Annotated in this window: 17 protein-coding genes and 1 riboswitch; of the genes, 12 read left to right on the top strand and 5 right to left on the bottom strand. The window is 37.1% G+C overall.

What is annotated here, in order from left to right:
- Nucleotides 1-88: 88 nt before the first annotated feature.
- Entirely contained in the window at nt 89-1,039 is a 951-nt protein-coding gene (locus tag BCI01S_RS05005; RefSeq protein WP_061797281.1) for an L-lactate dehydrogenase, read from the bottom strand.
- Nucleotides 1,040-1,403: 364 nt separating this feature from the next.
- Nucleotides 1,404-1,503, top strand: a riboswitch (TPP riboswitch).
- A gap of 130 nt (nt 1,504-1,633) precedes the next feature.
- On the opposite strand from BCI01S_RS05005, the gene tenA reads away from it, so the two are divergent.
- The 11 genes from tenA (at nt 1,634) to pgmB (ending at nt 14,895) form a co-directional block, all read left to right on the top strand.
- Entirely contained in the window at nt 1,634-2,320 is a 687-nt protein-coding gene (tenA, locus tag BCI01S_RS05000; protein WP_047941041.1) for a thiaminase II, read from the top strand.
- Nucleotides 2,317-2,913 (top strand): ECF transporter S component, encoded by a 597-nt coding sequence (locus tag BCI01S_RS04995; RefSeq protein ID WP_047940868.1) that lies wholly within the window; start codon nt 2,317-2,319, stop codon nt 2,911-2,913. The genes tenA and BCI01S_RS04995 overlap by 4 nt, the downstream gene beginning before the upstream one ends.
- Nucleotides 2,891-4,504: an ABC transporter ATP-binding protein gene (locus tag BCI01S_RS04990; protein WP_061796969.1), complete on the top strand. Its 1,614-nt coding sequence runs from the start codon at nt 2,891-2,893 to the stop codon at nt 4,502-4,504. Before BCI01S_RS04995 ends, BCI01S_RS04990 begins: the two co-directional genes overlap by 23 nt.
- Nucleotides 4,470-5,204, top strand: coding sequence for an energy-coupling factor transporter transmembrane component T family protein (locus BCI01S_RS04985; protein WP_061797279.1), 735 nt, complete (start codon nt 4,470-4,472; stop codon nt 5,202-5,204). The genes BCI01S_RS04990 and BCI01S_RS04985 overlap by 35 nt, the downstream gene beginning before the upstream one ends.
- Nucleotides 5,205-5,486: 282 nt before the next feature.
- On the top strand, nt 5,487-6,920 hold the full coding sequence (gene treP, locus BCI01S_RS04980) for a PTS system trehalose-specific EIIBC component (RefSeq protein WP_061796965.1): 1,434 nt from the start codon (nt 5,487-5,489) through the stop codon (nt 6,918-6,920).
- Between the two features lie 313 nt (nt 6,921-7,233).
- Complete coding sequence (locus tag BCI01S_RS04975; protein ID WP_061796964.1) at nt 7,234-8,493, top strand: extracellular solute-binding protein; 1,260 nt, start codon at nt 7,234-7,236, stop codon at nt 8,491-8,493.
- A gap of 230 nt (nt 8,494-8,723) precedes the next feature.
- On the top strand, nt 8,724-10,025 hold the full coding sequence (locus tag BCI01S_RS04970) for a sugar ABC transporter permease (RefSeq protein WP_061796962.1): 1,302 nt from the start codon (nt 8,724-8,726) through the stop codon (nt 10,023-10,025).
- Between the two features lies 1 nt (nt 10,026).
- Nucleotides 10,027-10,863, top strand: coding sequence for a sugar ABC transporter permease (locus BCI01S_RS04965; RefSeq protein ID WP_061796960.1), 837 nt, complete (start codon nt 10,027-10,029; stop codon nt 10,861-10,863).
- 108 nt (nt 10,864-10,971) lie between these two features.
- Complete coding sequence (locus BCI01S_RS04960) at nt 10,972-11,844, top strand: DUF1189 family protein (protein ID WP_061796958.1); 873 nt, start codon at nt 10,972-10,974, stop codon at nt 11,842-11,844.
- A gap of 12 nt (nt 11,845-11,856) precedes the next feature.
- Nucleotides 11,857-14,133, top strand: coding sequence for a glycoside hydrolase family 65 protein (locus BCI01S_RS04955; protein ID WP_061796957.1), 2,277 nt, complete (start codon nt 11,857-11,859; stop codon nt 14,131-14,133).
- Nucleotides 14,134-14,235: 102 nt separating this feature from the next.
- A complete protein-coding gene (gene pgmB, locus BCI01S_RS04950) occupies nt 14,236-14,895 on the top strand; it encodes a beta-phosphoglucomutase (protein WP_047940860.1) in 660 nt (219 codons plus the stop codon).
- Between the two features lie 278 nt (nt 14,896-15,173).
- Here the strand turns inward: pgmB and BCI01S_RS04945 are convergent, their stop codons facing one another.
- Nucleotides 15,174-16,943 carry a glycoside hydrolase family 13 protein gene (locus tag BCI01S_RS04945; protein ID WP_061796955.1) on the bottom strand — a complete coding sequence of 590 codons (1,770 nt, stop codon included), beginning with the start codon at nt 16,941-16,943 and terminating at the stop codon, nt 15,174-15,176.
- Between the two features lie 276 nt (nt 16,944-17,219).
- On the opposite strand from BCI01S_RS04945, the gene BCI01S_RS04940 reads away from it, so the two are divergent.
- Complete coding sequence (locus tag BCI01S_RS04940) at nt 17,220-18,176, top strand: LacI family DNA-binding transcriptional regulator (protein ID WP_047940858.1); 957 nt, start codon at nt 17,220-17,222, stop codon at nt 18,174-18,176.
- A 191-nt stretch (nt 18,177-18,367) separates the two neighbouring features.
- On the opposite strand, the gene hxlB is transcribed toward BCI01S_RS04940, so the two are convergent.
- The 3 genes from hxlB to BCI01S_RS04925 form a co-directional block, all read right to left on the bottom strand.
- The gene (gene hxlB / locus BCI01S_RS04935) at nt 18,368-18,916 is read right to left on the bottom strand and encodes a 6-phospho-3-hexuloisomerase (RefSeq protein WP_047940857.1); all 549 of its coding nucleotides are present in this window, start codon (nt 18,914-18,916) and stop codon (nt 18,368-18,370) included.
- Nucleotides 18,909-19,526: a 3-hexulose-6-phosphate synthase gene (hxlA, locus tag BCI01S_RS04930; RefSeq protein ID WP_047940856.1), complete on the bottom strand. Its 618-nt coding sequence runs from the start codon at nt 19,524-19,526 to the stop codon at nt 18,909-18,911. Before hxlA ends, hxlB begins: the two co-directional genes overlap by 8 nt.
- A gap of 127 nt (nt 19,527-19,653) precedes the next feature.
- Nucleotides 19,654-20,658 (bottom strand): LacI family DNA-binding transcriptional regulator, encoded by a 1,005-nt coding sequence (locus BCI01S_RS04925; RefSeq protein WP_047940855.1) that lies wholly within the window; start codon nt 20,656-20,658, stop codon nt 19,654-19,656.
- Nucleotides 20,659-20,744: the final 86 nt, after the last annotated feature.

The following is a 20,744-nucleotide window of genomic DNA, read 5'->3' as shown; positions in this document are numbered from 1 at the left end:
ACTAATAGAAGATATTGCTAAACTAGCTGAATTTATAAAATGCAGCAAAAAGCCTATTACGACAGCAGCAATAGGCTTTTATCACTTATTAATTTAGAGCTGATCTCATTGTTTGTTGTAAAACTTCGACAGAATGATTAAATTGTTCTGTTTCTTTTTCATTTAATTCTAGCTCCAGTACTTCACGGATTCCTTGGCGGTTAATAATGGCAGGTACACCAATATAGATGTCTTTATGACCATATTCCCCATCTAGGTATGCAGATACTGGTAAAATAGAGTTCTCATTGCCAAGAATAGCTTTTGTAATGCGGACAAGTGACATGCCGATTCCATAATAAGTGGCACCTTTTCGTTCAATAATATGATAAGCTGCATCGCGAACGTTAATGAAAAGCTCATCTAAGTCTTTTTGAGAGTATTTATCATTTTTAGCAAGCTTTGTTTCAATGCTTTCTAATCCAATCGTTGTACTGCTCCATACAGGCAGTTCCGTATCTCCATGCTCACCGATAATAGCAGCATGGATGTTTCGTGTATCAACGTCGAAATACTCACCTAGCATATAGCGGAAACGGGCAGAATCTAATGTGGTTCCAGAACCGATTACGCGTTCCTTCGGAAGACCAGACTCTTTCCAAACCACATAAGTCAGAATATCAACAGGGTTTGTCGCAATTAAATAAATTCCATCAAAACCGCTAGCAGTAATTTCTTTCACAATACTTTTAAAAATAGCTGTATTTTTGGCAACTAAGTCTAAACGAGTTTCTCCTGGTTTTTGAGGTAGACCGGCAGTAATGACAATTAAATCAGCTTCTCCACAGTCTGAATAGTCGCCAGCCCAGACTTTCGTTGGTGCTGGGGCAAATGGGATACCATGATTTAAATCCATTGCTTCCCCTTCAGCTCTTTCTTTGTTGACATCAATCAAAACGAGTTCTTCTGTAATGCCTTGATTAATTAATGAATAAGCATAGCTGCATCCTACAGCACCTGTACCAATTAAAACGACGCGGTTAATATTTTGCTGTTTCATTTTTTTTTGCAACTCCCTTTTTCTAAATAGATTAATAGTTTTAAAGCTATTTATTGCTAAATGGAGAACAAATTCGTTAATCATTTACTGTGTTGTTACTTTTCTCCATAATATCTTAGAGTTCTTTCTTTTGTAAAATGTTATTACTGTTTATATAGTGATTATACACTTAAACTTTGTGAAAAACATCACATAAATATGTCTATTTTGTGAAAGTTTCTAAAAAATCATCGATTACATTTCGCTTATTTTATAAAATTTTCCCTTTTGAAACGAAGGATAAACAGAATAATCAAAAAGTATCGGTGAATAATGATTGACAAAAATTATATTTATTCGGTAATGTAGTAAGTAACTGAATAGGAAAATCCACTAGGGGAGCCTTTTTGGCTGAGACAAGATTATTTGGACCCTTTGAACCTGATCTAGTTCATACTAGCGTAGGAAAGTGGAGTCGGCCCATTGAATATTAGTGTTTTATTTATTCATTATAAAGCCACTCCATTTTTGGAGTGGCTTTTTTGTATAGCAAAGTTACTCCATATTTTCCTTTTCAGCAAAAATTATCAGGAACAAAAGAAGGAGGAAATGGAAATGAGTTTTTCACAAAAATTACGTGCACAGGCTGAACCAATCTTTCAGGCGATTATGGAACATCCATTTGTGCAAGGAATTGGTAAAGGGGATTTAAAGAAAGAGCAGCTTATACATTATGTGAAACAAGACTTTGAATATTTAAATGCTTTTATGAAAATTTATGGATTGGCGATTTCAAAAAGCACGAACAGAAAAGACATGGAGCTATTTAATAACCAAATTTCCTTTGTGCTTCATAGTGAGATACATCCTCATAATAATTTTTGCGAGGTAGCAGGTGTTAAATACGAAGACCTACAAGGATTCCCAGTAGCTCCCTCTGCTCACCATTATATTCGCCATATGCTAACAGTTGCACATCAAGGTGGAATTGCTGATATTATCGCGGTGCTTTTACCTTGCCCATGGACGTATGTAGAAATCGGGAAAAAACTTTTAGAAGAGGTAAACCCAGATAGTAGCCATCCTTTTTATGACTGGATCCATTTTTATGGGGATGGCCCTATGACAGTTACTACTCCGCTTTGTCAGCGATTAGATGAACTTGCTGAAACACTTAATGAAGAACAGAAGGAAAAGTTAATGGAATACTTTTTATTAAGCTGTCAGCTAGAATATAAGTTTTGGGATATGGCATACCATGTGGAGGAGTGGCCAGTAAAGACGTTTGAGGTGTCTATATGAACTGGAAAGTTAAAGAGGTTGTCTTACTAGTAGTGATTGCCGTGGCATGCGGTGTTCTCTATATGGGCTGGTCCACTTTATGGCTCCCTATCTCAGCGCTTGTCGGCCCTGTTGGTGCTAACTTTATGTTTGGCATATGGGTGATAGCCAGCCCGATAGTTGCTTTTATTCTGCAGAAGCCAGGAGCTGCTTTAATAGCAGAGGTAGTAGCAGCTTCGGTCGAGCTCTTGATTGGCAGTCACTTTGGTTTATCAGCCCTTTTGATCGGCGTATTCCAAGGAGTCGGGGCAGAAATAGCATTTGCGATATTCCGTTATAAAAAATATCATGTTTCTGTCTTAATGTTATCTGGAGGGTTGGCTGCTTGTGGAAGCATGCTTTATAGCCTTCTAGCAAATGGTTTTTCCTATTATACGACGACAACACTTATATTAACCTTTGTTATTCAAGTAATAAGTGGTCTTATTTTGGGTGGACTATTAGCAAAGGCAATTGTAGAGGGGCTGGGAAAAACAGGAGTCTTAAAGGGCTATGCGATTTCTAAAGTGAATCGAAAAAAGGAGAGTAATGATGAGTTCATTGTTAGGATGTAACCATCTGTCTGTGCGCTTCTTGGAGGATAAGGAACCTGTCCTCCAAGAAGTGACACTACATATTAATCAAGGAGAAAAAGTATTAATCCTAGGTCCAAGCGGCAGTGGGAAATCTACTATTCTATCTGTTTTAGCGGGCATTATTCCAGAACATATTGAAGCATATGTATCGGGAGAAGTGATTAGGAGAAAAAGCACAGGGGTTCTTTTCCAAAATCCTGATACCCAGTTTTGCATGCAGCATGTTGATGAAGAAATTGCCTTTAGTCTCGAAAATAGAAAGGTACCCAGGGAAGAAATGGATGCTATTATTTTTGAACTTCTTGAAAAGGTAGGACTAACAATAGAGCCACATACTCCTATTGCAAATCTTTCAGGGGGAATGAAACAGCGTCTAGCACTGGCCTGCCTTTTAGCATTGGAGCCAGAGGTGCTTTTTTTAGATGAACCAACAGCACAGCTAGATCCGGCAGGTAGAAAAGAAGTCTTTGAAGTAATGAAAGATACTGCAGCTGGAACTGGGCAAACACTGATAATGGTAGAGCATGTGTTAGATGGCTGTATCGAATGGATGGATCGTGTCATTCTTTTCAATAAAAAAGGGCAAATAATTGCTGACGGCACCCCAGCTATGGTAGTTAAACAATATAAAGCGGAGATGCAAGAGGCAGGTATATGGCTTCCACAAGTTTTTCCACATAAGTGGGAGGATATAATCCAAAATGAAAATCATTCGAGAAGACTAGAATTAATTAAGGCATATGAAAGAAAAAGGACAGCGGCTCTGGAAATAAAACCCGACCCTATTCTGGAAGTGAACAATTTAACAGCAGCTTACCTTAAAGAGAACATTTTAGAAAACATTGAGTTAACCGTAAATAAAGGAGAATGGATTGCTGTTATTGGCAATAATGGTGCGGGAAAAAGCACCTTTTTAAAGCTGCTTGCTCATCTTAAAAAGAGCCAAAAAGGAGACATCCGCTTTCATGGGAAGGATTTGAAAAAGTGGAAAGACAGAGAGCTGTATCAGCACTTAGGGTTTGTATTCCAGAACCCTGAGCTGCAATTTATTACTCAAACGGTTTTTGATGAAATATCATTCTCCGGTCTTCAATATCAATGGGATAAAGCGGCTATTCATAAAAGAACGACAGAGCTTTTGCAGGAATTTGGATTAGAGCCTTATCAAAATCAACATCCTTTCACCCTTAGCTTTGGGCAGAAAAGAAGATTAAGTGTAGCTACGATGCTGTTATTAGATCAAGATATTCTTCTATTAGATGAACCTACCTTTGGGCAAGATGCAAAATCGTCGCATGATTTATTACAGGTTCTTGAAAAAATAAAGAAAGAGGGAACTTCCATTATTATGGTTACACATGATATGGATATAGTGGATCAATTTGCAGACAAAGTCGTTGTCTTACAACAAAAGAAGCTGGCTTTTGCTGGTCAGCCGTATCTACTTTTTTCGAATCAAGAGCTTTGTAAAAGGCTAGCTATTATCCCTCCTATTCATTATCAATTAATCGCTGATTTAAAGGAGGGTGAAGACAATCAAAAGCAACGAGTCTTATCTATCACATCTTAATCCAGCGATGAAATTAATGACCCATATTATATTAATGGTTATTTTAATGACGATTCAAAGCGTATTTTCGACTGCAGCAATTTGGCTGTATGTGTTAATACTTGGTTTAACATTGGGAGGATGGAAGGGGAAATTTCTTGTTAAAGTGCTTCTCCCATATTCTATTTTTTTTATGCTTACGTTTTGGATGTTAGCGGCGTTTGGAAAAGGAGAAACAGTCGTCTGGAAGTGGGCTTGGTTTCAAGTAACCGAAGAAAGTATCAATAGTGGTTTGCTTATTGCCATGCGGATGCTAGCATTTGTGACAATCGGATTGCTTTTTACAACCACCACGAATTTATACGAATTAATGATGAGTCTTATCCATCAATGGAAATTATCTCCGAAATGGGCATATGGAATGATGGCTGGTTTTCGCTGCATACCGATGTTCCAATCAGATCTTGCCCAATTAAAGGAAGCACATCGAATTCGAGGTTATAAACATAGCGGCACCTTTAAGGCATTCTTCCGTTATGCAGTTCCCTTGTTAACACAGGCAATTCGCCGCTCTGAGCAGATGGCGATGGCAATGGAAGTAAGAGGATTTACAGGAGAAAGGGATAGAACATATTTTCAAAAAACGTCTATCACATTATTTGATTATTTATATTTTAGCATGATGATGATGAGTGCTACTTGTCTAGCTGTATTTATATAGGTCTTGGCAGTTCAGGTCCCACATTTATTCATATCTTCTGGAATGTACACCAATTGAAATGAATAAATTGTAGGGGTCTGTTTTTTTTAAATAGGAAAACCTGGACAAATAACTTCTTTCTCCCTAATCTCAAATATTTATTTTAATTGTATTGACACTACCTGTATATACAACTATAATGAAAACGTAATCAACACTTGTATATACATGTATTGATTATGCAATAGGAATTATAATCGATTTAATAAATACAGGATAGTATAGTCAAAAGGGGGAAGAACGATGGGGAAGTATACAGAACAGGCAAAAGAACTTCTTGAGCATGTTGGTGGAAGCGGAAACATTTCTGTAGTGACACACTGTGCGACAAGAATGCGCTTTGTTTTAAATGATCCATCTATGGCTGATATTGACAGCATTGAAAAAATCAAGCTTGTAAAAGGAACTTTTACTCAAGCAGGACAATTCCAAGTTATCATTGGTAATGAAGTTTCATCTTTTTACAATGAGTTTATCGCTATTGCGGGAGTAAGTGATACTTCTAAGGATGAAGCGAAAAAGGCAGCGAAACAAAACATGAATTTTCTGCAAAGAATGATTGCCCATTTAGCAGATATCTTTACTCCGCTCATTCCAGCGATTGTTGTTGGAGGATTAATTCTAGGTTTTCGTAATGTTATTGGCGAAATTAAATTAGTGGAGGACGGAACCAAAACTTTAGTAGAAGTATCACAGTTCTGGGCTGGTACAAATAGCTTTTTATGGTTAATTGGAGAAGCGATATTTCACTTCTTGCCTGTCGGAATTACCTGGGCAGTTGCAAGAAAGATGGGTGCTACTCCCATTCTTGGAATTGTATTAGGGATCACACTCGTGTCGCCGCAATTATTAAATGCTTATGCAGTAGCTGGAGCAGAAGAAATTCCGTTTTGGGATTTTGGGTTTGCAAAAGTAGACATGATTGGGTACCAAGCCCAAGTAATTCCCGCTATTTTAGCAGGTCTATTGCTTTCATTCCTAGAGCTGCGTTTGCGAAAAATTATTCCAAATGCGATTTCGATGATTTTTGTGCCATTCTTTGCCTTAGTACCAACTGTATTAATTGCCCATACCGTATTAGGACCAATTGGATGGACGATTGGTTCTGCCATTTCTGATGTCGTCTATTCTGGACTAACTTCTTCGGTAGGATGGTTATTTGCGGCCATATTTGGCTTTGCTTATGCACCACTTGTTATTACAGGATTACACCATATGACAAATGCAATCGATTTACAATTAATGAGTGTATTTGATGGAACAAATCTATGGCCGATGATTGCTTTATCCAACATTGCCCAAGGATCAGCAGTATTAGCAATGATTTATTTAAATCGTAAAGACGAACAAGAAAAACAAGTATCCGTTCCAGCGGCAATCTCCTGTTACTTAGGCGTTACAGAGCCAGCCATGTTTGGTATTAATTTAAAATATGGCTTCCCATTCTTAGCGGCCATGATTGGTTCGATGGTGGCAGCAGTTATCTCAGTTGGATCAGGAGTTATGGCTCATTCTATTGGGGTAGGAGGATTGCCAGGATTTTTATCTATCAAAGCAGAACATATGACTACATTTTTAATTGCAATGGTGCTCGCAATTGTTATACCGTTTATTCTGACAATTGTTTTCTCTAAGCTTAATATGGGGAAAGTTTCTTTGAAAAGAGTAAGAGGATAAAATTTTAATAAGTAAGAGTCGAAACAGTATCCCTTAGGAGGGATAACTTCGACTCTTTTTTAGTTTGCGTTCCATTATTTGTACATGGAGAGGTTCTCTAAGCTAATAAAAAAGGATCGGACAAAGGTAATCAAATTCTATTGGTCCATAAAATTATACATACTTTTACGGACATTACCCAATAATAGCGTAATTTATTCATTGTTTTGTTTTTATGTTACATTCTGTTATCGGTAACACAGAGAAAGCGATTGCATTAAAACGGTTTCAAATCTACAATAAGAATGTGAGATAAATAAGGAGGGAAAATTTCATGAAGAGTTATAAAAAACTATTAATGTCAGGAGTAGCGTTACTTACTGCATTCTCTTTAACCGCTTGTGGCGGCAATGATACGAAAGAAAGTTCAAAAGGCGGATCTTCTGACGGAAAACAAACATTAACTGTGTCAGTAGATGGAGATGGATATAAAAAATATATTGATAGTATCAAAGGCGATTTTGAATCTAAAAATAATGCTGAAGTAAAAGTTGTCGTAATGGCGATGACAGATCAAGCTGACGCATTAGCGCTAGATGGTCCTGCTGGAACTGGTCCAGATGTATTTATCGCACCATATGACCGTGTTGGTTCAATGGGAAGCCAAGGGCATTTAGCTGAAGTAACAGCACAGCCTGAAGGAATTACAGAAACGGAAGAAAAACTAGTAACGTTTGATGGCAAACAATATGGAACACCATTTGTTATCGAAACTTTAGTAGGGTTCTATAATAAAGATTTAATTAAAGAAATGCCTAAAGATTTCTCAGAGGTAGAAGCATTAACAAAAGATAGCAAGTATGCATTTGAAGCTGAGTCTGGCAAAAACACAGCTTTCTTAGCGAAATGGACGGACTTCTATTTTAGTTATGGATTAGTTGCTGGATATGGTGGATATGCATTTGGAAAAGAAGGAACAGATCCAACTGACATAGGTTTAAACAACCAAGGTACAATCGATGCCATTAAATATGCAAAGACTTGGTATGATCAATGGCCTAAAGGTATGCAGGACGTAACCGGTTCTGGTGACTTTATCACAGAAATGTTTACTACTGGTAAAACAGCTGTAATTATTGATGGTCCATGGATGGCAGCAACTTTTAAAGATAATGGCGTTAATTATGGAGTTGGTGCAATCCCTACATTACCAAACGGTGAAAAATTTGCTGCATTTGGTGGAGGAAAGGCTTGGGTAGCTTCTTCTTATGCGAAAGATCCGGAATTAGCTGCAAAATGGTTAGAGTATGTTGGGAATGCTGATAATTCAACAAAATTCTTTGAAGCTACAAACGAAGTTCCTGCAAACACAATTGCACGTAAAGCGGTACCAGCAGATAATGAATTAGCTCAAGCAGTTATTGCAAACTTTGAAAACGCTTCTCCGATGCCTAATATTCAACAAATGGCTGAAGTATGGGATGGCGGACAATATCTAATGTTTGATGCAGTTTCTGGTGCGAAAACACCTGAACAATCTGCAGAAGATACAGTGAAAAATATTAAAGAATCGATTGATCAAAAATATAAATAAGGTAGCTTAAAGGAAGGGAGATATTCCACTCCCTTTTAGTCGAAATTTCTAATTGTCATAGCTGATAATTAGAAATTTCGTCTTTCCATAACGCAATCGTTTGCATTGAAAACACTTACAAAACAAGTTGGTTTATCAAAAAAAGTTGGGCGAGTGATGATTTTTTTGGTAAATCAATAAATTACCATTATGCAACAATATGCAATTTTATAGAAAGGGGATAGCCCACAATGAGTCAAAATGAAAGAAATCATAAAAAGAAAGCATCCCTGTTATCCATTATTCCTGGGTTAGGTCAGTTTTATAATAAACAAGCATTTAAAGGAATAGTATTTTTTGCTCTCTTCTTAGTTTTTGCAATAGAGATGGCATTAACTGGATTTCAGGCTTTAGAAGGCTTAATAACATTAGGAAGTATACCTCGTGATGATCACTCGTTATTCCTAATGATTAAAGGAACATTACAGTTAATTTTAACTGTTATCTTTCTCTTCTTCTATATATTAAATATTTTTGATGCTCGTAAGATAGGAGCATTAAGAGATAGAGGAGAAAAAATCAATACGAAGACGGTAGATATATTGAAAAATCTTTGGGAGCAAGGATTCCCTTATATCTTTACATTCCCGTCTTATATTTTAATGGCTTTTATCATTATTTTTCCGGTATTAGTGACATTATTTATCGCTTTTACAAACTATGATTTTCAACATATACCGCCATTTAAGCTGATTGATTGGATTGGTTTTGAGAACTTTACCAACATCTTTTTCTTAAGTTCTTATCGCGCAACATTTATGAAAATCCTTGTTTGGACATTAATTTGGACATTTGGGGCAACTACGTTACAAATCGTTCTTGGTGTCGTTGCTGCTGTTGTGCTACATCAGAAGCATGTAAAAGGGAAAGCATTTTTCCGAATTCTTTTCTTATTGCCATGGGCTGTACCAGCATTTATTTCTATCATGGGATTCTCTAATATGTTTAATGACAGTATCGGTGCTATTAACGCACAAGTAATCCCATTGATTAATCATCTTCCGTTCATTGACATACCGGCAATTTCTTGGAAGACAGATGCGGCTTGGACAAAAACAGCACTTATTATGATCCAAGGCTGGCTTGGATTCCCATATATTTTTGTAATGGTAACAGGAGTATTGCAATCTATTTCAGATGATTTATATGAAGCAGCCAACCTTGATGGAGCAACTGCTTTGCAGCAATTCCGCAATATCACACTACCGATGATCCTTTTTGCAACAGCGCCAGTTATGATCACACAGTATACATTTAACTTTAACAACTTCTCTATCATCTACTTGTTTAATGAAGGTGGTCCAGGAAGTATTGGATGGAATGCAGGATCGACAGATATCCTCATTTCGTGGATTTATAAATTAACAACAGGGCAAGCACCGCAATATGCAGTTGCAGCAGCGGTAACATTGATTATTTCCGCAATTGTAATTGCAGTATCACTCATAACATTTAAGAAAACAAATGCTTTTGGCAATGAGGAGATGATGTAGGATGAGCATGAAAGCATCGCGACTTATCAATAGAATATTAACGTACGGTTTTCTTGGAATCCTATCAATAGTAATCATTTACCCATTATTAGTAACGGCATCAAGTGCCTTTCAAGCTACTAATATGGCGGCATTTACTTTGAAATTGAATGCAAACTGGGGACTTGATAATTTCCAAAGACTTTTTAGCGAAACGAATTATTTAAGCTGGTATAAAAATACGATTATTATTGCGGTTGCAGTAATGGTTGTGCAAGTAACATTGGTAACTCTTTCTGGATATGTATTCAGCCGCTATCGCTTTGTTGGAAGAAAATATAGCTTAATTTTCTTCCTCGTTATTCAAATGGTTCCGACAATGGCAGCATTAACGGCTTATTACGTACTAGCGACAGTACTTGGAGCAATTGATTCTTATTGGCTGCTATCATTAATCTATATCGGTGGTGGTATTCCGATGAACGTATGGTTAATGAAAGGGTATTTTGATACCATTCCGCGTGAATTTGACGAAAGTGCAAGAATTGATGGAGCAGGTCATTTAAGAATCTTTGTACAAATTAATTTACCACTGGTGCGCCCAATGCTTGCTGTTCAAGCTTTATGGGCATTTATGACACCATTTAATGATTTCTTATTATCTAAGTTTTTATTACGCTCCAACGAATTATTAACATTGGCGGTTGGGTTACAAACATTAATTTCCAACCCGCGTGAACAAAAGGTAGCGCTATTTGCGGCAGGGGCGGTTCTCGCAGCATTACCAATTGTTGTCTTATTCTTCTTCCTGCAAAAGAACTTTGTATCTGGTTTAACTAGCGGTGGATCAAAAGGCTAATCAATGACCAAGAGAAGAAATGATAGAGACGTCTGCTATTAGTGGGGCGGGCGTCTTTAGGATAGAAAGAAAACAACGAAGAATTTTAAGTAAGAGAGTGGGATTACAATGAAGAAGTCGGAACCATTTTTGATGCAATATTTTAAGTCTATTATTACACCGACAAATGTATTTAAGGGTAAGAATCTATTAACATGGCCGAAAATGATTTTCCTTTTTATTTTCTTAATTGCCTGCATGATGATGCCAACCTCTATTCAAATGGCAAAACTAACAAACTTCCCATTTGAGTTTTTGTTTCCAAAAACAGCTGAATTAATCACAGATGACTTTGCCGATTCATTGTCTTCTAAACAAGTTAAGAACGGCAAGTTAGTGGGAATAGACAGTCAATATACAGAAGAGACAGGCGGAAATGTGATTGCGATTGATAAAGATAATAAATATCAGCTGACTGGAGAAGACCAGACAATTGGTATAAAAGGATATGCAAACGCCATTGTTTTTAAAGAGGACTATGCTGTAGTTGCCGAAGAAAATGGGTTTGGGTTTCAATTGTACTACCCAATGAATGAGGAGAAATATCCTTTCAAAATAGAAAACAAGGAAGATGTCCTGCAATATATCGGAACATTATGGTATGTGCAGAACAAAGCCTTCCTTCTGCCAATCCTGTTACTATTACTGGCTGGTGTTTATACAGCGATGAATGTAGTGCAATTTCTATTTATGTCATTCGTATTATGGCTGACAAAGAAATCCAATATTACCGATATAAGAACCTTTAAAGAGGCAGCAACCATCGTCCTTAATGCAGCAGGACTGCCAACCATATTAGCTGTAATCTATGGATTTATTCAATTTGATGTTGCAACCTTCATCATGATACAAGGACTTGGAACGGTATTAATGATTGCATTTGCATTTTTTAGAACAGGTTTTAAAGAAAAAAGATTAAAGGTAGACTCAGATAAAGCATAGGGAGAGAAGATTATGACAAATAAGCGTCTTTTCGAAATAAACAGCTGGAAGCTAATATCAAATAAGTTGGAAAAAAAAGAAAAGCGACTGCAGGAAAGCCTAACCTCCATTGGAAATGGTTATATGGGGATGCGGGGAAACTTTGAAGAAGGCTACTCTGGGGATTTTCATCAAGGTACGTATATTGCAGGCGTATGGTTTCCTGATAAAACAAGAGTTGGCTGGTGGAAAAATGGCTATCCTCAATATTTTGGTAAAGTGATCAATGCGCTGAACTTCATTGGTGTAGATATTTATGTAGACGGTACCAAAGTAGATTTGTATAAGGAAAACATTACTGATTTTCACCTAGAGCTAGATATGAAGGAAGGCATTTTAAGAAGAAGCTTCATCCTCCACAAAGGAGAAAGTCAAATCCAGTTTAAGTTTGAGCGCTTTTTAAGTATTGTTGCAAAAGAAGTTTGTGCAATAGATATAAAGGTAACAGCGCTAACAGGAGCGCATAAGATTGAATTAGTTCCATATTTAGATGGTGATGTGACTAATGAAGATTCCAACTATGAAGAGAAATTCTGGGAAGAGACTGGCAGAAAAGTAGAAGCTAATGCTGCCAATCTAATAATGAAAACGGTTGATAATCCTTTTGGAACACCAAGATTTGCAGTATCTGCTTCGATGTCAAATACCATAAATCACTTAGAAGTGACTTCTTACAATGAAAAGCCGATGTATGTTGCCAATGCATATAACAATAAGCTTAAACAAGGGGATACACTCCACCTCCAGAAGTATGTAGCAGTTTCGACCTCTCGTGATTGGGAAGAAGAAAGATTAGGGGCTGTTTCTAATCTGTTAGCAAAACAAGCGAGAGAAAAAGGATATGATTCCTTAAAAGAAGAACATATTGCTGCCTGGGCAGCCCGCTGGGAAAAGGCGGATGTTCAAATTGATGGGGATGAAGAAGCGCAGCAAGGAATCCGATTCAATATTTTTCAATTATTCTCTACGTACTATGGGGACGATGCGCGTCTCAATGTAGGGCCAAAAGGTTTTACAGGAGAAAAATATGGGGGAGCAACCTACTGGGATACAGAAGCATATATCGTACCAATGTATTTGGCTGTCGCAGAGCCTAAAGTAACAGAGCAGCTATTACGTTATCGCCGCCAACAGCTGCCAGGTGCGGAGCATAATGCCAAACAGCAGGGACTGAAAGGTGCATTATACCCAATGGTAACTTTCACTGGGGTAGAGTGCCATAATGAATGGGAGATTACCTTTGAAGAAATTCATCGTAACGGTGCCATTGCCCATGCTATTTTTAATTACACAACGTACACAGGTGACGAAACCTATGCATTAAATGAAGGATTAGATGTATTAGTCGGAATCAGCCGCTTTTGGGCAGATCGCGTACATTATTCGAAAAAAAATGATCAATACATGATACATGGAGTAACAGGACCAAATGAATATGAGAATAACGTAAATAACAATTGGTATACGAATAAGATTGCGACGTGGACATTAAGATATACTTTAGAATTACTTGATAAAACAACTTCAAAAAGAAAAACAGATTTAAATATTGGCAAAAGTGAATTAGCAAAATGGCAAGAAATCATTGACAAGATGTATTTCCCAGTAGATGAAGAATTGGGAATCTTTGTTCAGCACGATACATTCCTTGATAAGGATTTACAGACTGTAGATACCCTCTTAAAAGAAGAGAGACCACTTAATCAAAATTGGTCTTGGGATAAAATTTTGCGTTCTTGTTTTATTAAGCAGGCCGATGTTTTACAAGGGATGTACTTCTTAAATCATGAATTTAGCTTAGAAGAGAAAAAGCGCAACTTTGATTTTTATGAGCCAATGACTGTACATGAATCAAGTCTTTCCCCTTGTGTTCATTCTATTTTAGCAGCAGAAATCGGGCTGGAGGAAAAGGCATATGAGATGTATCAGCGCACGGCAAGATTAGATCTTGATAATTATAATAACGATACAGAAGATGGATTGCATATAACTAGTATGTCAGGAAGCTGGCTGGCTATTGTCCACGGTTTTGCTGGAATGCGCACAGCAACAGGAATTCTTTCCTTTGCACCGTTTGTTCCTAAAGGATGGAATAGCTACACCTTTACAATCAATTATCGAAATCGATTAATTCGAGTCACGACGACTTCAGAGGAAGTGAAATTAGAGCTTCTGTCTGGGAATGCGTTAAAGATTCAGTTATATGGAAAAGATATTTTATTAGAAAAAGAGTTTGTTGGAAAGAAGTAGCTAGTTAGCAGAAGGGAGCCGTTGATTGATTGTTATTCTATTGCTAGAGAAAGGCGCTAGAATAAAGGAAGCGCGGCTCCTTTTTCATAGGAGGACGTGAATATGTTAAAAGGAATTATCTTTGATTTAGACGGAGTTATTACAGACACTGCAGAATATCATTATTTAGCGTGGAAGAAAACAGCTGAGGCCATTGCTGTTCCTTTTGATCGTGAGTTTAATGAAGAATTAAAAGGTGTTAGCCGCATGGACTCTTTATATAAAATACTAGATCATGGGGGAATTCGCGGGCAATTTTCCGACGCGCAAGTGGAAGAGCTGGCACATGATAAAAATACCTATTATCAAGAGCTAATTAAAGAAATTACCCCGAATGATTTATTGCCTGGGATAAAAGACTTCTTGGTAGAATGCAAAGAAGCTGGTTTACAACTTGGCCTTGCTTCTGCAAGCAAAAATGGTCCAGTGATATTAGATCGTTTAGAAGTAACAAACTTTTTTGATACCATCGTTGATCCCGGAAAATTAAAAAAAGGGAAGCCTGATCCAGAAATCTTTGTAAAAGCAGCAGAGCAGCTGCAGTTACAAGTGCGTGAATGTGTGGGAGTGGAAGACGCGGAAGCTGGCATTCAAGCAATAAAGGGAGCAAATATGTTTGCAGTTGGTGTTGGCACCCCTGACCGCATGAAATTAGCAGATTGGCAAGTCGGAAGTACAGCAGAAATAACCCTTGAACGCTTAAAGGAAAAGTTAGGGGAATAATAGAGTGGCAAGAGAATGGAGTGTGTGGTGCGCTCTGTTCTTTTTTATTTGGCTGGGGAAAGTACTGTTTTGGGGAGAGGGAGTAAAAGTAGCATTCTAAGAGAGATGAAAGCCAGAAAAAGAGGGGTAGCCGAAAAAAATGGCGTTCATGTGAGCGATAAAAGCCAGAAAAAATGATATTCAACGCATATAAGCCCCAGCCAAGTTAATAACAATAACAAAAAGCGTATTCCCTTGCATAGCACAGGAGGAATGCGCTTTTTAAAAGAAGGCTGGTGTTAGCTTTTTACCTTGAATTGTAAAATGGAAAATGCACCTGGAGACAATGTTAATTCTTTTTCTAGATTCCAAATAATCTCTTTATCATGATAGAGATCTTGAACATTTTTATTATCGATATTTTCAACAGGAATCGTGAAAGTTTGTTCTTGATCTGTGTTATTAATAGAGAAAATAATATGTTCCTCTTTGTATGTTTTTTGGTACATTGTAATATTATTATTATTTGAATCTACGAAAATAAATGATCCTTTGTTACCAAATGCCGGATGGTTTTTACGAAGTGAAATCAATTTTTGAATATGGGCAAATAAGTCAAGATCTTGCTTTTCTTTTTCCCACACCATACACTTTCTGCAGCCTGGATCCTGTGTACCATCCATTCCTATTTCATCGCCGTAGTAGATACAAGGTGTTCCTGTGAAAGATAAAAGGAATAAATAAAGTAGTTTCACTCTATCCTTTCGATTATTTGCAAGTGTCAAAATACGAGGCGTATCATGACTATCTAATAGATTAAAAGATACTTCATTAACACTACTTGGATACATATGAAGGACATTGGTAATCGTATGTTTGAACTCTGTCGAAGTAATCGAATCCTTCGCAAAGAAATTTACAGCACCTGTTGTGAACGGATAATTCATGACAGCATCAAACTGGTCTCCCTGCAGCCAAGGCATAGAGTCATGCCATATTTCTCCAAGAATATACACATCGGGCTTCAATGCTTTCACTTCTGTGCGGAAATCTCTCCAAAATGGATGATCTACTTCATTGGCAACGTCCAGTCTCCAGCCATCGATGCCAAATTCTCTTACCCAATATCGGCCAACTTCTAATAAATATTCTTTTACTTCTGGATGGCTTGTGTTTAGCTTTGGCATAAACGGGGTAAAGGCAAAAGTATCATAGTTTGGAATTGGTGCTGTTTGAATCGGGAATTCACGAATATGGAACCAATCTTTATAGATAGATTCCTCCCCCTTCTCCATGACATCTTGCCATTGAGGGAAGAAATAACCACTGTGATTAAAAACAGCATCTAACATAACTCGAATCCCATGATCATGAAGAACATCTACCATTTTTTGAAACGTCTGTTTATCGCCAAACTGGGGATCGATTTCCATATAGTCAATTGTATCGTATTTATGATTAGAGTAAGCTTTAAATATTGGAGTGAAATAAACACCATTAACGCCTAAATCGACTAAATAGTCTACATGATTGATAACACCTTGAAAATCGCCGCCAAAAAAGTTGGTAGGGGTTGGCTCTGTACTTCCCCATTCGAGTGTATCAGCAGGATTAAGCATAGGATCCCCGTTAGCAAAGCGTTCTGGGAAAATTTGATACCAAACCGTATCTCTTACCCAGTCGGGAGCATAAAAAGAATCCTCTTTATGCACAAAAGGAATACAAAAATAATAGGCAGTATCATCTGTTGGAATTGCTTGGTAAAATCCTTTTTCTGTATAGATGAGTGTCTCGCCTTTAGAAGATAACTCAAATCCATAGCGTAAACGTCGATACTCAGGCTTTATTTCAATAAACCAATAATCATAAAGTTCTGTGCTGCCACTTTTTTTCATGGGAGCTTTTTCGTATTGCCAAGCTTGATTCACAAAAATGTAAGGGTCACCAAAAATAAGCTGAACAGACTCCATTTCTGCTTTTTTCGTCTGCAGACGGATGTGGACCATATCTTCTTTATAAATATAAGAAAAATTATTGCCAGGCCGATGGTAAATCGCTTCTTTTAACATAAAATCTCCCTTTCTACGCAATCGTTTGCATTATTAAATAGTTGAGTATCTAGCAAAAAACAATTATAATATAAAAAGATAAAAGGAAAACGTTTGCACCCCTCTATTATCAACCCATTTTCGTTATTTATCAAGCATATTTATAAAAAAGTTTAGTTTAAATATAATAGTGAATAATTATTTGTTGTAGAATAAATGAAGTAGTATAATAAATCGCTTTCAATAATTAATAATCTAATGGATAGAGAAATTTAAATTTATACTGGGGGAGTTCCATTGGCAACACTTTCAGATGTGGCAAAAAAAGCAAATGTCTCAAAGATGACTGTTTCAAGAGTGTTAAATCATCCCGAGCAGGTAACAGATGAATTAAAACAGCTTGTATATAAAGCAATGGAAGAATTAAATTATGTTCCTAATTATGCGGCAAGAGCATTGGTTAATAATCGAACACAAGTGATTAAATTACTGATTTTAGAAGAAATGGATACGGTTGAACCTTATTATATGAATTTATTAACGGGGATGAGCAGGGAGCTGGATAAGAACCATTATTCCTTACAGCTAGTAACAAGGACATCGCTTAATATAGGAAAGTGTGATGGCATCATTGTTACGGGTATGCGTGAATCTGACTATGCTTTTATTGAAAAATTAACAATTCCGGTTGTATTATTTGGAGAGAATTTGCATGGATTTGATTTTGTCGATGTGGATAACAAAAAAGGGACATACGTTACGACTAAACATATTTTAGACCTAGGATATAAGCAGCTAATTTTTATCGGAATTGATGAGAAAGAGCCTTTTGGGCAGCTTCGTGAGGCAGGGTACGTAGATGCAATTTCTGAGAATGCTATAGAAGGAAAAATTATAAGAGTAGCAAATAGTTCAAGAGCAGCAGAGGCAAAGGTTTCTGAATTCCTATCAAAGAATGATGGTAAATTTGGATTTGTTTGCGCTTCTGACCGCATTGCAACAGGGGTTATTCGAGCAATCCAGAAGGCAGGGAAAAGTGTGCCAGAAGACTACGCAGTAACTGGGTTTGATGGCGTCTTTCTAGATAGAATCTCATCACCGAAAATTACCACAATTAAGCAGCCCTTAATGGAAATGGGAGAGGCTTGTGCACGCATGCTCCTAAAAAAAATTAATGAACGAAACAAAAATCAAGGGAAACATATTTTTGAGCCGAAGCTCATTGTTCGTGAATCGACCATTCTAGAAGAGTAGAGTGATTTAACCATTTTTAGCAATTGTCAATTCGTGTTTTGGCGAGGGCAAACAATAGCAGTGATAATAAGAGGATTGTTCTTTTATGATAAAAAACAGCCGATATGCTCTTTAAAAGAGGCACAATAAAAAATACCCGCTAAGGAGCACGTACACACAGTCACTCGCTTCTACGGGTATTTATCAAGCCATTATTCCATATTGCTGTGTCTCTTAAAGGCTTCCTCAAATCCAATCTCGTTTAGCTCAGCAAAATTTAGACAAATGGTATCAAAGACAATATGCGCACACTGATCAAATAATGAGCCTAAGGGCTGGATAGACTTCATCTCATTTGCCTGCCGATATTTGGTGCTTGCCGGAATGCAGATTGTATGGGTTGCTTCTTCCACAAGTGGAGAGCTGGGATCAGTAGTTAAGACTAACACAGTGCACCCTAGTTTATGAGCCGTTTCAGCCGTCCAAATAACAGACTTTGTTTTCCCAGAACCAGAAATAGCGACTAATATATCTTCAGAAGAAAGAGCAGGAGTAATGGTCTCTCCCACTACATAAACCGTTGCTCCTAAATGCATTAATCTCATGGCAAAGGATTTGGCCATGAGCCCAGATCGTCCTTCTCCCACGACAAAAATTCTTCTTTTTTCTCTAATTAATGCGGCTGTATCAATTAATAAGTTCTCATTGACTTGTGACAAAACGACTTGAATTTCCTGTTGAATAGCTGTAAGCTTACTCATTGGATAATACCTCCTGATTAAATTGTCTTGCTACCTTTGCTGGATCGGCAGCCTTCGTAATAGCGGAGCCAATAATGGCTATATCGATGCCGCTTTTTTGAAGCTGTGGGATAGAATCGATAGTAATTCCGCCTGCCGCTGCAATTGGGGTTAGGCAGAAAGTGCCGGTTTCCCATTCGCTTTTCCCATTTAATTCTTGCTCATCCTTACTTATATGGTAGCAAAAAATAGCATCCTTAATCGTGGCAAGTGATATCATTTGTTCTCTGGACGTGTTTAATAAATCAATCATTACTTTTTTTTGCTTCTTTTTCGCTACTTCCATACATGTCTCAATGGTTACTTTTGGGGCTGTTCCCATAACTGTGATAATATCTGCCCCGGCAGCAAAGCTAATCTCTGCTTCATATTTCGCATTATCCATTGTTTTCGTGTCAGCAAGGATTTTTTTATGAGGAAATGCTTTTCTCATTTGGCGGACGCTGTCTATTCCAAATTCCTTGATTAGAGAGGTCCCAACTTCAATCCAGTCAATATCAGCTTCTACTAACTGGGCTATACGAATTGCTTCAGAAATAGTTAATCGGTCCAAAGCTAATTGAATAATCATTGTCAACCGTCCTTTCTTTCAATACTAAACCGGTTTATTTAAACGGTAAAAATTTTTAATAGATGTATAGAAGCGTTATTCTGCTCATCTCAATAAGTTTAGAAGGAACGCTTCTCAGATAGATCTTTTATATTTTCTTTATTGAGGATTGTCTAACAATTAATTCACAAGGATAAATAATTTTTTCTACTTTAAAATATTCCTTGTTAACTTGTTTTAATAATATTTCCGTAGCCTTTTTTCCCATTTCAAATGCAGGCTGTGCAATCATAGTCATTGGAGGATTAGAAAGATGTGCAAAAGGAAAATTATCAAAAACAATTAGGGATACATCTTCAGGAATACGTAGTTTCTTTTCCTGTAAAAATGCTAAAGTCTCTAAGAACACTAAATCATTACCTGCTAGAATAGCAGTAGGTGGGTTCTTTTTTTGAAATAGGTGATGTAATTCATTCTTCACATTTTCTATTTCTGAGCTAATAATATTGTCTTCGCAAATGTCTATAGAGTTTTCTAGCAAAGCTTTCTTATAGCCTTCAATTCGTTCTTTTCTTGTCGAAATAGTTAATGGCTGTGTCAAAATAGCTATATTCCTGTGCCCATTTTCCAAAAATAATTTAATTGCGTGATAGCTTGATTCTACATTTGTGGATAGAATAAAAGGAGCATCTATTTCCGGAATATCTCGATCCATAAAGACAACGGGATAATCTTCCTCTATCATTTTGGCATAAATATCGGTGTTTTGCCCTGTTGGAAAAATAATCAGACCATCTACCTGTTTGGCACGCAATGTTTCTATATATGTTCGTTCCTTTTTGGGATTGTTATCAGCGTTGCAAATGATTGCCTGATAATCATGTTCGAAACAGTAATCTTCAATAGAACGGCAGATTTCTGTCGAAAATCGATGGACAATATCAGCAACAATAATTCCAATCATAGAAGTTTTCTTTTGTTTTAGGCTCCGTGCAATATAATTGGGATGATACCCTAGTTGTTCAATGGCACTTTTGATTTTTTTCCTTGTGTCTTCTCCCATATATTCATAACGCTTGTTGATATATTGTGAAACGGTGCTTTTAGAGACACCTGCATATTTCGCTACATCCGCCATGGTTACTTTCGCCATTTGTTTTCCTCTCTCGCTACATTAATAGATTCTTTTTTAGTATAAAACAATCTACCGTTACAAGAAAGCGAAAGAGGAAAACGCTT

It is taken from the genome of Niallia circulans NBRC 13626 (assembly GCF_001591585.1).
GTDB classification, from domain to species: Bacteria; Bacillota; Bacilli; order Bacillales; family Cytobacillaceae; genus Niallia; species Niallia circulans.
The sequence above is the reverse complement of the archived record's forward strand: the minus strand, read 5'-3'. Positions and strand labels throughout refer to the sequence as shown.